Origin of the sequence: Flavobacterium panici (genome assembly GCF_024499525.1) — a bacterium.
Lineage (GTDB): Bacteria > Bacteroidota > Bacteroidia > Flavobacteriales > Flavobacteriaceae > Flavobacterium > Flavobacterium panici.
In genome coordinates, this window is sequence record NZ_CP100437.1 from 3,925,427 (window position 1) to 3,939,549 (window position 14,123).

Annotated in this window: 15 protein-coding genes; 12 read left to right on the forward strand and 3 right to left on the reverse strand. The window is 34.6% G+C overall.

The features are described from left to right. Positions 1 to 2 precede the first annotated feature (2 nt). Complete coding sequence (locus NLJ00_RS16520) at positions 3 to 2,276, forward strand: ATP-binding protein (RefSeq protein WP_256634605.1); 2,274 nt, start codon at positions 3 to 5, stop codon at positions 2,274 to 2,276. A gap of 4 nt (positions 2,277 to 2,280) precedes the next feature. Here NLJ00_RS16520 and NLJ00_RS16525 read toward each other — a convergent pair whose 3' ends face one another. From NLJ00_RS16525 to NLJ00_RS16535, 3 genes are all read right to left on the reverse strand, one after another. After that, the gene (locus NLJ00_RS16525) at positions 2,281 to 3,189 is read right to left on the reverse strand and encodes a phytanoyl-CoA dioxygenase family protein (RefSeq protein ID WP_256634606.1); all 909 of its coding nucleotides are present in this window, start codon (positions 3,187 to 3,189) and stop codon (positions 2,281 to 2,283) included. Positions 3,190 to 3,193: 4 nt separating this feature from the next. After that, on the reverse strand, positions 3,194 to 3,745 hold the full coding sequence (locus NLJ00_RS16530) for a hypothetical protein (RefSeq protein ID WP_053470354.1): 552 nt from the start codon (positions 3,743 to 3,745) through the stop codon (positions 3,194 to 3,196). A 168-nt stretch (positions 3,746 to 3,913) separates the two neighbouring features. Next, positions 3,914 to 4,270, reverse strand: a complete 357-nt coding sequence (locus NLJ00_RS16535; protein ID WP_256634607.1) for a hypothetical protein — start codon at positions 4,268 to 4,270, stop codon at positions 3,914 to 3,916. A gap of 192 nt (positions 4,271 to 4,462) precedes the next feature. On the opposite strand from NLJ00_RS16535, the gene NLJ00_RS16540 reads away from it, so the two are divergent. From NLJ00_RS16540 to NLJ00_RS16590, 11 genes are all read left to right on the forward strand, one after another. Continuing rightward, a complete protein-coding gene (locus NLJ00_RS16540; RefSeq protein ID WP_053470356.1) occupies positions 4,463 to 5,032 on the forward strand; it encodes a Crp/Fnr family transcriptional regulator in 570 nt (189 codons plus the stop codon). 129 nt (positions 5,033 to 5,161) lie between these two features. Further along, complete coding sequence (locus NLJ00_RS16545) at positions 5,162 to 5,956, forward strand: type 1 glutamine amidotransferase domain-containing protein (protein WP_256634608.1); 795 nt, start codon at positions 5,162 to 5,164, stop codon at positions 5,954 to 5,956. Positions 5,957 to 6,041: 85 nt separating this feature from the next. Then, positions 6,042 to 6,344: a putative quinol monooxygenase gene (locus tag NLJ00_RS16550; RefSeq protein WP_256634609.1), complete on the forward strand. Its 303-nt coding sequence runs from the start codon at positions 6,042 to 6,044 to the stop codon at positions 6,342 to 6,344. Between the two features lie 117 nt (positions 6,345 to 6,461). After that, the gene (locus tag NLJ00_RS16555) at positions 6,462 to 6,692 is read left to right on the forward strand and encodes a hypothetical protein (RefSeq protein WP_123924577.1); all 231 of its coding nucleotides are present in this window, start codon (positions 6,462 to 6,464) and stop codon (positions 6,690 to 6,692) included. A 327-nt stretch (positions 6,693 to 7,019) separates the two neighbouring features. After that, the gene (locus NLJ00_RS16560; protein ID WP_205720319.1) at positions 7,020 to 8,024 is read left to right on the forward strand and encodes an alpha/beta fold hydrolase; all 1,005 of its coding nucleotides are present in this window, start codon (positions 7,020 to 7,022) and stop codon (positions 8,022 to 8,024) included. Positions 8,025 to 8,075: 51 nt separating this feature from the next. Continuing rightward, positions 8,076 to 9,095 (forward strand): MBL fold metallo-hydrolase, encoded by a 1,020-nt coding sequence (locus NLJ00_RS16565; RefSeq protein ID WP_256634610.1) that lies wholly within the window; start codon positions 8,076 to 8,078, stop codon positions 9,093 to 9,095. 38 nt (positions 9,096 to 9,133) lie between these two features. Next, complete coding sequence (locus NLJ00_RS16570; RefSeq protein WP_256634611.1) at positions 9,134 to 10,507, forward strand: alginate export family protein; 1,374 nt, start codon at positions 9,134 to 9,136, stop codon at positions 10,505 to 10,507. Positions 10,508 to 10,751: 244 nt separating this feature from the next. Beyond that, positions 10,752 to 11,858, forward strand: a complete 1,107-nt coding sequence (locus NLJ00_RS16575; protein ID WP_256634612.1) for an alkene reductase — start codon at positions 10,752 to 10,754, stop codon at positions 11,856 to 11,858. 585 nt (positions 11,859 to 12,443) lie between these two features. Further along, positions 12,444 to 12,965, forward strand: a complete 522-nt coding sequence (locus NLJ00_RS16580; protein ID WP_256634613.1) for an RNA polymerase sigma factor — start codon at positions 12,444 to 12,446, stop codon at positions 12,963 to 12,965. Positions 12,966 to 13,011: 46 nt separating this feature from the next. Beyond that, the gene (locus NLJ00_RS16585) at positions 13,012 to 13,221 is read left to right on the forward strand and encodes a hypothetical protein (protein ID WP_053470363.1); all 210 of its coding nucleotides are present in this window, start codon (positions 13,012 to 13,014) and stop codon (positions 13,219 to 13,221) included. Positions 13,222 to 13,233: 12 nt separating this feature from the next. Next, positions 13,234 to 14,082 (forward strand): FecR family protein, encoded by an 849-nt coding sequence (locus tag NLJ00_RS16590; protein ID WP_256634614.1) that lies wholly within the window; start codon positions 13,234 to 13,236, stop codon positions 14,080 to 14,082. The last annotated feature ends 41 nt before the right edge of the window (positions 14,083 to 14,123 follow it).

Sequence of the window (14,123 nt, forward strand, 5' to 3'; positions counted from 1 at the left end):
AAATGAAGATTAAAGATATAGTTAATCGCAATATTGTTACACTAACCAACTGTGAGCACGAACCAATCCATATTCCGGGAAGTATACAGCCACATGGTTTTTTAATTGGCCTGAATGCCAATTGGAAAATAGATTTTTGTACCGCTAATATTGCTGAATTTATTGATATACAGCATACCGAAGTATTAGGAAAGAATTTAACAGCAGTTTTTGGTTCAAAATCGCAGGAGCAGATTTTAGAATATTTAAATGAAGATAAAATTCAGAATGTATTTCCACTTGAAATAAATTTGCTCGAAAAGCAATTTCAGCTAAGCATTCACAAGAGTTTTGATATTTATGTTCTGGAGGCAGAGCCAAAATTTCCCGATAGAGAAAAACTGGCAGATGTTTATACGCAGACTATTCAGTTTGTAACCCAAATGAACAATACAAGTTCTCTTAAAGACCTGTGTGCACTTGTTGCGCAGGGAACGCGCGAAATTACCGGTTATGACCGTGTTATGATTTATCGTTTTGATGAACAGTATAATGGTGAAGTAATTGCCGAAAACTGCAGGGAAGACCTTGAACCTTTTTTAGGTTTACATTATCCGCATACCGATATTCCGCCTCAGGCGAGAGAATTGTATATAAAAAACCAGCTCAGGTTAATTGTTGATATTGATTATAAACCCGTTCCTATTTTTACGATTGATGATAGCAGGGAAGATAAGAATCTGGATTTAAGCCTTTCGATACTTAGAAGCACGTCTCCAATTCATGTTCAATATTTAAAAAATATGGGCGTTGGCGCGACACTAACGATTTCACTTATTCATCAGGACAAACTTTGGGGCTTAATAGCCTGCCATCATTATTCTAAAAAGAATATTTCGCCGGAAATCAGGCTCGCAGCAAAACTTCAGGGGCAGTTTATTACTTCTCAAATCGATATACGACAGTCAAATGATGAAAATGTAAATGCCAGAAAAACATCTTTGGCACTCGAATTATTATCCGGTTTAGAACTTCCGCTTACAGAGGATTCATTAGAAACGATTATCAAGTTACCGCAATTATTGAATATTTGTAATGCGTCTGGAGTTTCTGTTTTGGTAAAAGATAAAATTTACAAAAACGGTTTAACGCCATCAAATGAACAGATTATAAGCTTAATTGAATCGATTAATGAAAAAACAACAGACAAAACATTTAGCACAAATAAGTTAAGGGACCATTTTCCGGAAATGGAAGAATGCTCTGATTTTGCTGGTATTATTTATCATTCTCTCGACAGTGCCAACCATATAATCTGGTACAGGCCCGAAACAATTTCAGAAATTAATTGGGGAGGCGATCCCGAAAAAGCTATTGTAAAAGACAGCAACGGCCTGCATCCCAGAAATTCATTTAATATCTGGAAACAAATTATTAAAAACCAAAGCAACATCTGGAAACAGTACGAAATTAATGCCGCAACCCAGTATGCACATACGCTTCACAACCATTTGATGATGATAATGCTTAGTGAAGAGGAAGAAAAATACCGTACGCAAAGTGAAATTTTGCGCGAAACCAATGCTGAACTTGAAAATATCAACTGGATTAGTACACACGATTTGCAGGAACCGCTGCGTAAAATTCAGTTAATTACTTCAAAAATGCTGACAGAATTAGATGTTATTCCGTTAGAATCCATTTCCAGTTCCTTAGTAAGAGTATCAAAATCTGCGGCAAGAATGCGGGTTTTATTAGAAGATATCCTAAAGTTTACGCGAATAAAATATACCAGAGATGCGCTGCAAGAAGTTGATCTGAATCAGATTTTGGAGATAACTTTAGCAGAAATGAAAGAAAATATCGCTGAGAAGAATGCAGTTATAGAAAGTGAAAACCTTCCCGAAGTTCACGCCATTGGGTTTTTAATGCGTCAGTTATTTTCTAATATTATTCAAAATTCATTAAAATACGCTTCGCAGGAAAGAACGCCGGTAATTAAAATCACGGCTTCAAAAGAGGCGGAATTGGTGGGGCATTCTAATAAAATTTACTGCCATTGGGTTAATTTTTCTGATAACGGAATTGGTTTTGAACAGCAGTATGCCGAAACAATTTTTAAAGTTTTTACAAGACTGCATAATCAGGATGAATACGGCGGCTCTGGCGTAGGTTTGGCTTTATGCAAAAAAATTATGCAGACAGTTGGCGGCAATATTTATGCAACGGGAAAATTAGGAGTAGGGACAGATATAAAAATTTATTTTCCGTGCAATCCGGAAGATTCACTTATATAAAAAATCAAATCCATTCTCCGGATGCATCATAATCATCTGGCAGATAGGTAAGGTATTGTACCATTCTTGGACTTAAACCTTTATTTGGTGATGCACAATGCGGTAAAGTATTGTTCCAGATTATAAAATCGCCTGCATTGCCAGTAATAGGTTCTGGTTGTAAGGTTTCGATGGCTTTGTTTCTTGGATTTTCTTTTGGTTCAAGATCATTGAGCCAGTCATTGATTTTATTATGAAATCCCGGAACGCAATGAAAAGCACCGTCATCAATTCCGCAATCTGTAAGATAGAGCAATCCCTGAAAACCAAAAGTAATGGGCTGTTTTAAACTAATATCCCAATGAAGCGGACTTCCTAAAAAAGTAAACTCGTTAGTTTCAGGCGGGTTAAAACTGACTTTGTCAATTGTTTTGTAAATTTTGGTGGAGTTATAAAGCTGTTCGTAAGCCTTTTTTATTCTTGGAGAAAAACGGTTTTTATTTAAAGTTTCGTGATCAGAAAAATTAAGCATTAAACCTTTTTGATCTTTATGTCTTTTGTACCAGCTTTCGCTTTTATCAGGATCCATTTCTAAATAATCCCAAATGGCGTTAACGGTATCTTCGCAGTCTTTTTGCGAAACAGCATTTTTTACAATTACATAACCATTTTTATCCCAAAACTCAAGATCTTGTTCTGAAAGCACATTGTTTACAGTAGCTGCGACAGTGTTTCCGTTTTTCTTTTGATTATTAATCCAGGTTTTAAAAGTTTCAAAATCAGGTTTTTCAAAATATAAAAACTGAACCGTATCTTCCATACTGATACCTAACTGGAACAAAGTTTTAATTTCCAGATCCCATTGTTTATCCGTTATAACAGCGGATGTATTTATAGTGCGGTTCCATAAATTTTCAAGAATATTCCAAGGCATATTTTTATTGTTTCAAATCGTCAGGAAGATAATCAAAATACAATTGAAGTGAAAAATCTCCCATTATTATATCATTTGCCACAAATAAATGACCATTAGGAATATCACCAACTGCCGCATTTGTTGAAATACTATGAATGCCGCCGCGAAATGAACCTGCTTTAACTGATTTTATATTAATGGGATTCCCTTCTTTATCGACAAGTTCTTGTCCCGGCTGCAATTGCGAAGCAGGAGCATATTTACCGTTACTCAATAAAAAAAGCTGATCTGCGCTGCAGGTAATATTTTTAGATGAACCTTGAAAGTCCATTAAATCCAGATAAATCATGCGAGTTTGTTTGCTGCATTCGATACCATTGCTAAACGAAACTTTTGCCTGAGAAGCAGTCAGTTTAACGGTACCCGATTCTAATTTTGCCGAAAAAGCTAAAATTGAATCTCCAATTTGAAAAGATTGGATATCTTTTTCTCCGTTTGGAGTTGAAATTTTTGCAGAATAAGCGAAATCATTACTATTTAAGTGTTTTACAGATTGATTTGGGTTTGTTTTCATATTGTGCCGATATTTAGTTAAACCTGCTTATACGTAATTGTTCTCTCAAATTTAAGCAATTATTTTTTCTTTTTCTAGGTATAAATACCTGTTTTTGTGTTTGTTGCAGGTAAAAAAAAAGTGCTTTATCTTTTGAATAAAGCACTTTAAAATTTTATAAGGTTCAGATTAATCAATTTTATACCCATCGTCGGCAAAAGTTTCCGGCTCGCGGTCATTTTCATCATAATCTTCTACTAAATCATCGTCAAGATCATTTTCATCAAGATCATCTTCTTCATCAAAATCATCTTCTTCTAATTCACTTTCGTCAATATCTTGTTCTAAATCTTCATCGTCATCTCTTTCAAGTGCATTCGAAAATTCATTATCCAGATAATTCTGATCTTCGTTTAAAGAATAAGCGTGTTCAAAATTATTTTGATCCCCAATGTGTTCTTGCTGATATTGATCAACATAGCTCTGATTGTCGTTTGTGAAATTACTATCATCCTGATCGTAATATCTATTATTATCTGCTGTCATATAGAATGTTTTTAAAATTAAGTCAGCAGCGAAACCTTGATTTAAGTTTCACGCTATTTCAAAAGTACTCACATAGTCATCCTATTTTATTATACGATTTTAGCAAACAATTACTTAATTATCATTGAAGGTTGTAAAGCAGTAATAACGAAAAGCAATAAATCTTTTATCTTTGATTTGCAAAACTGAATTATGGAAAAACTACGAAAGCATATTGAAGAAATTATCCCGGTTACTGATGAAGAATTTGAATCGATAAAACCATTTTTCACCATACGAAAGGTTTTAAAAAATCAATATTTGATTAGTCAGGGCGATGAAGCAAAGTACGAATACATTATTGTAAGCGGAATTTTCAGGGTTTTTTATCTTGATGATGACGGGAAAGAACATATCGTACAGTTTGCAACCGAAAACTGGTGGATGTCTGATTATATTTCCTATTTCAACCAAAAGCCCGCAAACATGTATGTTGTATGTATGGAAGCGGGAGAAGTTTTGTGTTTAACGCTCGAAGGAAGAGAAAAACTTTCGATTGCATTGCACAAAATGGAACACTTTTTCAGGGTAAAACTAACCAAGGGATATATTGCGCTTCAGCAGCGAATAATCTCCTTACTTTCTAACAAACCGGAGCAGCGATATAAAGAATTTGCCAATCTTTATCCAAACTTAATGCAGAAGATTCCCAAAAAATATATTGCAGAATATCTGGGTGTAAGCCGTGAAACCCTTAGCAGGCTTTACTCCGGCAATAAATAGCATCATTAAAACCTCTCAAAGTGTGATTTTCGTCACACTTTTTTTGTGACTTGCCTCCTCGCATTCAGGAGGCATGCCGATATAAATTTGTCTTGTAAATAATTCATAACCAATTAAAAAATAATACAGATGAAAAAAATTATGATTTTGACAATGGCACTTTCCTTTTTTGCAGCTAGTGCACAAACTAAAAAAGAAAACAAAGTATCGGAAGAAAAAACAAACCACAAAAAAGAAACGAAAATGAAAAAGAGAATTTTAATTATTGTATCAAATGCAAATGTAATTGGTCCAAACAACAGAAGAACAGGAAGTTTTCTTCCTGAAGTAGCACATCCATATGCTGAATTTGACCGAGCAGATTATCAAATTGATTTTGCAAGTTTAACCGGAGACACTCCGTATTTAGATGCCCTTAATTTAGCAGGTGATCCAGACAATCTTGCTTTTTTAACTGGAAAAGGATGGGAAACCATGCAAAAAGCAGTAAAATTATCGAATGTTGATGTCAGTAGTTATGATGCCGTTTTTGTTCCCGGCGGATTAGCTCCAATGGTTGATATGCCCGAAAATGCACTTCTTAAAAAAGTAATTAAAGAAACTTACGAACGCAATGGAGTAGTTGGCGCTGTCTGTCACGGTCCCGTATCTTTACTAAACGTAAAATTAAGCGACGGATCGTATTTAGTAAACGGTAAAAACATTACCTCATTTACAGATGAAGAAGAAAAAGGGTACGCGATTGCCGATGTGCCATTTTTATTAGAATCTGCGTTGACAAAACAAGGAGCAAAATTTCACGCAGCGGCCGTTTGGTCAGCCCACAGCATTGCCGACGGAAATTTAGTTACAGGTCAAAACCCTGCATCTGCAAAAGGAGTAGCAGAAAAAATGATTGCTATTTTAGAAGCTCCTAAAAAATAATATGCTGATTCTATTGACCTCTTCCAAAATCAGGCAGAGGTCAATATGATTTTAAAATCAATTATCTCATCAAAAGAAAACAAAAATGAAAAATCAAAATCCAATTCATGTTTTCGCAACATGGAAAGTTAAAGAAGGTCAAATAGAAAACGTTTTGCAGTTACTAAAAACTGTTCAGGAAAAAAGCATTCAGGAAAGCGGTAACCTGTTTTACAACATTCACCAAAGCATTACGGATTTAAATACAATTGTATTGTTTGAAGGATATACAAGCGAAGATGCTGTAACAGAACACCGAAACACACCACATTTTCAGGATTTAGTTTTAGGGCAGATTGTGCCGCTTTTAGACGAAAGAAATATCATTTTGGCTTCGCCAATAGAATAAGAATTATTTAAATTGCCCATATTTAATTGTGTAACAAATAGTTAAAATATTGAAACATAATAAAATACCTAATAATTAAATTTGATAAGCTTTATTATAAACTTAAAAAAAATAATTATGAAAACGATATTAAACTCCAAACTACTGGTATGTATTGCTTTAATAGCACTATCAGTTTCTTGTAAAACGAGTTCTTCTTCAGGAACTGCCATGAGAACAGATTCTGATGCTATAAAAGCAGGGGACAGTACATCATTAAATACAGGAACTAAAGGAACAACGCGAGCTAACGAAGGAAACGAACCAAGTGACCCACAGCCAAGTGATGCCAATGCTCCTAAAAAATAAATCACTTTTATAAAAGCAGACAAATCTTTATAAGATTAAAATTAAAACCGCTGAAAAGCGGTTTTTTTATGCTTCTTAAGTTTAAAATTATTTTAAGCAAAGCTAAATCTAAATCTAAATTCAAAAATCTAAAATCTAAAATCTAAATTAGTGTTATATCGCCACTTTTACCTCTGATAGCGATATATGGTTATTAATTGCATTTAGTAATATTTGTAAAGTCTTTAGAATAAAGCTTTTCGTTTAAAGGCATCATTTTGGTTTCCCGGTTGGTATTCGATAATCGAAAATCTAAAAAAATTACCAACAATTAATTTTAAAAAAATTATGAAACCAATTTTTAACCAAAATTTTGGGTCTTTAAAAATGTTTACAGGCCTTTTAATCATCAGTTTATTTTCTCTAACCTCTTGTAATAAAAAAGAAGAACCGGCAAAAGCAGCCGAAGAAACTACAATAGCAGAAGATACCGCTGCGGTAAAACCCGCCAATCCACCGGCTAATTTTAAACACCAAACTGCTTTAGTAAATGGTGTCAACATTCACTACGTTATAGGCGGAAAAGGGGAGCCGCTTGTACTTGTTCACGGTTTTGGACAAAACTGGTATATGTGGAACCGTCTTTTACCAGAACTTTCGAAACATTTTACTGTAATCGCGCCAGATTTAAGAGGAGTAGGTGAGTCTGACAAACCAGAAGGCGGTTACGACAAAAAAACAATGGCAACAGATATTCATGAATTAGTAAAAAAACTAGGTTATAATAATATCAATCTGGCAGGTCACGATATCGGACTTATGGTAGCGTATGCTTATGCGGCGCAATACGGTTCTGAAGTGAAAAAACTGGCCTTAATGGATGCTTTACTTCCGGGAATTGAACCAGTTTGGTCACAGGTTTCTGCTTCTGCATGGTGGTTTGGATTTTTTGCATGGCCGGCTTCTGGAGATATTGTAAAAGGAAAAGAAAAAGAGTTTTTGACTAATTTCTGGCCAATGGTTGGACACGTAAAAGATCCTTTTACTCCAGAAGAAACTGCAGAATTTGTTAGGGCTTATGCTGTAAAAGATGGTGCAAAATCAAGTTTTAAATGGTTTGGAAATTTCCCTCAGGACGGAAAAGACAATTTGGTTTTTGCCAAAACAAAACTAAAAATGCCTTTACTGGCAATGGGCGGTGAATATTTTGCAGCAGCATTTTTAAAAGACCATTCTAAACTGGTGGCAGAAAACGTAACCGAATCTAAAATTGCAGGTTCAGGACACTGGCTGGTTCAGGAAAATACCGCGCAGGTTCAAAAAGATCTTTTAGCCTTTTTTACTGCAAAATAATTTCAATTCAATAATTGAAAATTCTAAGCTATTTTCTATAAACCATTTCTAATGAAAACTAAAAAAATCATTTTAAGATTTGCAATCCTAGTATTGCTTATTCTAAGTAATACAGCAGCTTACGCACAATTCCCTATGCCGGATCATGTTCCTATTTGGGATGCGAATACGGTAACTCTAAAACTTCATAAAATTGCCGAAAATGTTTATTCAGTAGCGCCGGAAACGGTTGAAGCCGAAACAACAAAAGGTATTGCACAAGCAACATCGGCAGGTTTTATTGTGGGTGAAAAAGGAGTTTTGGTAATTGAAACTTTGCTGAGCAAAAGATTGTACGATCAATTGTATAAACTTATAAGATCCGTTACTGATAAACCTATTGTGTATGCCGTAAATACCAGCGATCATGGCGATCATTGTTTTGGGAATTATCTGCTTCCAAAAGAAACCATTATCATTCAGAACGAATTCTGCAAAGAAAACCTTTCTAAAAATTACGAGAATATCAAACAATTTATGATTATGCTTTTTGGTAAAGGCAGAGGAATTGAAGAAAGTGTTTATCGTCCGGCAGATATTACAATCGCCATCAATCAAAACCTAAAGATTGATATGGGAAAAGGAAATATTGTTGAGATTATAAATGTGGGAACGGCGCAATCTCCGGCAGATCTTTTTGTGTATTTAAAATCACCAGCGGGAAATGTACTTTGGGCAGGAAATCCTTTTATTGCCGAAAGTCCGACAATTCCGTGGCTGTTTGACGGTTATTTTCTGGAACCCGTAAACAACCTGAACAAGATTTACAACATGATTGGCGACAAAGATATTGTAGTTCCGGGACACGGTCGAATTACCAATAAAGCCGGAATAAAATACACGATTGATTATGTTGAAGCATTAAAAACAAATGTTGAAAACGCGGTTAAAAAAGGCCTGACTTTAGAAGAAACTAAAACCGCTGTTAAAATGAAAGAGTTTGACAAAGGTTATGAACTTTTTAACTGGCTTCATTTCAATTTCAATATTCCGAATGCGTATAAGGATATCAAACAAAACAGCCCAAAATAATGCTGTTTACAACTTGTAAATGTTTTAAAATAAGGACAATGAAAAATACAATTTTATTAGTGATTTTGTTGATTTCATTGTCCTGTTTTGGACAACAGTATCCTGATTTTAAATCGCTTCGATATGATGAAAATTATAGTTTCCTAAAAAGCGATACCACAACTGATAATTGGTATAAAACAATGAAGTTTTTACCGCTTTCAACATCTAAGGAAAATTATATCAGTTTTGGCGGAAGCATTAGATATCAATATTTCTATGCCGAAAATGAAAATTGGGGAGATGGCCCGCAAGACAGTGATGGGTATATTTTATCACGCTATTTGTTTCATGCAGATTTTCATGCCAGAAAATTTTTAAGGGCTTTTATACAGACGCAAAGCAGTTTAGCCGACAGCAGAATTGACCCAAGCCCAGTTGATCAAAATCCGCTTGAAGTGCATCAGGCTTTCGCCGATTTTAATTTCATAAACGAAAAAAATCACAAGCTTATTTTAAGAGCGGGAAGGCAGGAACTCACATACGGATCACAGCGTTTGGTTGCTATGAGAGACGGGCCAAATAACCGCCAGTCTTTTGATGCTGTAAAATTGATAACTTCAAAAGATAATGTTTCGGCTGATTTTTTCTACAGTCATTTTGTTGTGGCGCACGACGGAATTTTTGATGATAATTCTACTCCGGAAAGACAGTTTTGGGGCAGTTATTTTGTAATTAATAAAGTTCCCGTTATCAAAAATATCGATGTTTATTATTTTGGATATGAAAGAACAAAAGCCACATTTAATGACGGCGCAGGAAAAGAAGAACGACATTCTGTAGGAACGAGAATTTGGGGAAAAACCGAAAATTGGCGTTACGATGGAGAAGCTTTGTACCAGTTTGGTGATTTTGCTTCAAAAGATATCAGCGCATGGACAGCTTCGATCAATTTGGGATATCGTTTTAATGAAATAAAGTTTCATCCTGAACTGAGTTTTAAGGCCGAAGCTATAAGCGGTGATAAACAAATGGGAGATAATCAATTGCAGACTTTTAATCCGTTGTTTCCGCGTGGCGGTTACTTCGGTTTAGCCTCTATAATTGGGCCGTCAAATCTTCTGGATTTTCACCCCGGAATAAGTTTAGAACTGAGTAAAAATATTGACTGGGTTATCGATTATGATATGTTTTGGAGATACAGCAGCAACGACGGAATTTATGGGCCAAATACTTTTTTGATTTATCCGGGAGATACAACGACAAGCAAGAAAATTGGAAACCAGCTTGAAACTGAGGTGATTTGGCAGCCGAATCCGTATCTTTATTTTCGTTTTGAATCCACTTGGTTTAATGCGGGAGATTATATAAAAGCTTCGGGAACGGGAAAAGATATTTTTTTCGCCGGAATTACCATGCAGCTGAATTTTTAGGTTAAAAAAAATTGTAATTAAAATGAACAGGATGATTTGTAATGTCGTATTGAAATCCGGCTTACAAATCTAAAATAAACCAAATTGAAAATCGGGTTGTATAAATTATGCGTAAACCGGATTGAAATCCGTTAAAAATTTAACCGCCATCCATATGAGTTCCGAAGGAACGGATCATATTGTAGGGCTGGATTTCAATCCAGTTTACGAATATAGGTTGTAAAATTAAAAATCATGAAAAGCTATGAATTATCATAAATTATTTGAACCGTATGAATTAAGCGGAAATCAATTAGCAAACCGTTTTTTAATGGCTCCCATGACGCGTTCAAGAGCTTCACAGCCAGGAGACATTCCAAATGCTTTAATGGCCGAATATTACGCACAGCGAAGTACAGCCGGTATCATAATTACAGAAGCCACTCAGGTTTCATTACAAGGAAAAGGCTATGCAAACACGCCCGGAATTTACAGTAAACAGCAAATAGAAGGCTGGAAATTAATAACAAATGCCATACATCAAAACGGAAGTAAAATATTTCTTCAGTTATGGCATGTTGGCAGAGTAAGCAGTTCAAAAGTCAACGGATTACAACCTATTGCGCCTTCGGCATTAATAGCTCAAAATACCAGCGTTTATGTATTTGATGGCGCTGTAAACGGAGATGCGACTTTTGTTCCGGTAGAAGAACCCAGAGCAATGGATAAAGCCGATATCGATACTGTAATTCAGGAATTTGTGCAAGGAGCTAAAAATGCCATTGAAGCCGGTTTTGACGGAGTTGAAATTCACGGTGCAAATGGTTATTTGATCGATCAGTTTTTGCGAAGCAACAGCAATAAAAGAACCGATGAATATGGCGGAACAAAGGAAAACAGAATTCGGTTACTGATTGAAATTTCAAAAGAAGTAGCAAATGCTATTGGAAAAGAAAAAACAGGAATAAGATTATCTCCTTTTATCAGTTTTAAAGATATGAACGATCCCGAAATTCTGCAAACCATAATGATTGCGACTGCCGAATTGAACAAACTCGATGTTGCTTATATTCATCTTTGCGAAGCCGACTGGGATGATGCGCCCCAAATTCCGCTTGATTTTAGAATCGAGCTCAGAGATACATTTAAAAAGACCATTATTGCGACAGGAAATAAAACTCCCGAAGAAGCAGAGCAATTACTTGAGGAAAATTTGGTCGATTTAGTGGGCTTTGGCAGAAAATTTTTAACCAATCCCGATTATCCTGCCAAAGTAAAAGAAAACTTCAGGCTAAATGAAATTTCAGATACTCATACTTTATTTGGCGGCGGCACAGCAAGAGGTTATACGGATTATCCTTTTATGAGGTAAATATTTATCACTAAATCACTAAATTATTAATTTCAAAATAAACCCGACAGGTTTTTAAAACCTGTCGGGTTTTAGGTTTTAGCAAGGCGGGGCTTCGACTTCGCTCAGCCTGACACTCGGATTTATAATATCATGCGTAAACCGGATTGAAATCCGGCCCTACAATATAAATCGAACCTCCGGTTCTTTATTAAAATTGCGAAGAATTATATCGTAAAAACGGATTTTAATCCGTTGAAAATTTAACCGCATCTATATGAGTTCCGAAGGAACGGATCATATTGTAGGGTTGGATTTCAATCCAGTTTAAAATAATTAAAATACTAAAATACCGAATTTCATTACGGTTTAAAAATAATTGAAATACCGGATTGAAATACGGTTTGCGCTTGTTTAAGTATAATTTAACAGAAAATATCCAATTTCATAACCTCTTGTTTAAAACTATATTTTTTCTGTTAAATAATTTTAGAATAAATTTCTGTTCTTTGCAGTAATAAAATAAGGAATACAGTCTTTGCAGAAAAAATTCGTGTACAATATTATTTTGAACATGGAGTTAAGACTAAGGATCATATTTACGTTATGGACAATAAAAAGTTTATATTAAGTTTAAAAAAAGGTAATGAGGCTTCCTTCAAAGAAGCTTACCTAAATTACTACGATAAACTTATTGGTATTGCCAGACGTTTTAATTTTACGGTTCTTACTCCGCAGGATTTTGTACAGGAAACTTTTTTAAGACTTTATAATAAAAGAGAATTACTTAACGAAGATGTTTTGTTTGACAAACAGCTCTTTGTTATCTGCAAAAACATTATCATCAATCACGTTAACAGGGAAAATAAAATAATTCAGCTCGATACTTCAAATTTTGAAATCGAAAATGAAGATTATGATGATGTGATTTTTGAAGAAAGAAAAGAAAAACTGTATGCTTTTATAAATTTACTTCCGGAGCAGCAGCAAAAAATATTTACTTTACACAAACTGGAAAACCTTAGCTATAAGGAGATTGCGGCAATAACAGACCTTTCTGAAAAAACAATTGCCAATCATATTTACCTCGCCAGTAAATTTATTCGAAAAAAAATCGAAAACCATTAGGAACTTTTTTGTTCTCGTTTGTTATACTAATAAACAGAAACAAAAAATGCATATTGAATCTTATAAAACTGATGTTAAAACCAAGGAAGATGCAAGCTTTATTGTAGTGCTTCTTCGTTTTATTATTTCTGATTGTTCAATGGATTTTGTGGTAGATGATAGTAATCATATTCTAAAAATCGAAACGAACAGAGAGATTAAAGAAATGGTGTATGGTGTTTTTAATAAACAAGGATTTTATTGTCAAAAACTTTAACGCACTAAAGACATGGACGAAAAGAAAATAGAAGAGGAATTGAAAAAAATATGGGACGAAATCCCTGTTTCACATTCTAATCATGAAAAAGAGATGTCTTGGGAACAATTCCAGGCAAAGGCATTTTCTCCAAAAAAGAAAAAGAATAATTCCTGGCGTTATTTTGCGGCAGCGGCGGCTGTTTTGATTTTTGTTCTTATAGGAACCGGACTTTACTTTAATGGCAGTAATCCTGTAAACAATGAAATTCAACTTACCGAAAATGTAATTGAAAATACAACTTCGATAATAAAAACGGCTGTTTTACCAGATAGTTCAAGAGTAGAATTGAGTCCGAATTCTAAAATTGCTTACGCCAGTAATTTTGCAGCAAACAGAAAAGTGGAAGTTTCGGGAGAAGTTTATTTTAAAGTAACCAAGGATAAAAAACATCCATTTCAGGTATTTTGTAACGAAACAACCACTACAGTTTTAGGAACTTCTTTTACAGTAAAAGGATACACTCAAAAAGGAGTAACGGTTGAACTTTATGAAGGAAGTGTTCAGATGAATGTAAAAGACCGCAATGAAAAATGGATACTAAAACCGGGCGAAAAATTCACATACGGAAACCAAACTACATCGGTTACAGAATTCAACCGATTTATAGATTTTGATAATCAAAAGCTAACAGATGTAAGCACTTATATCGAAACAAATTACGGATATAAAGTAATTATGCCGCAGGAATACGAGAACCAGCGAATTACGGTGCGCATCAATAAAAAAGAAGATTTAAATACGATTATCCAATTAATATCAGAAATGTATAACCTAAACTATGAAGTAAATGAAAAATTAAAACAAGTTACTTTTCAATAGAAAAGAAAAGGATGCACTAGCCGCGAAACTAAAAACATCCT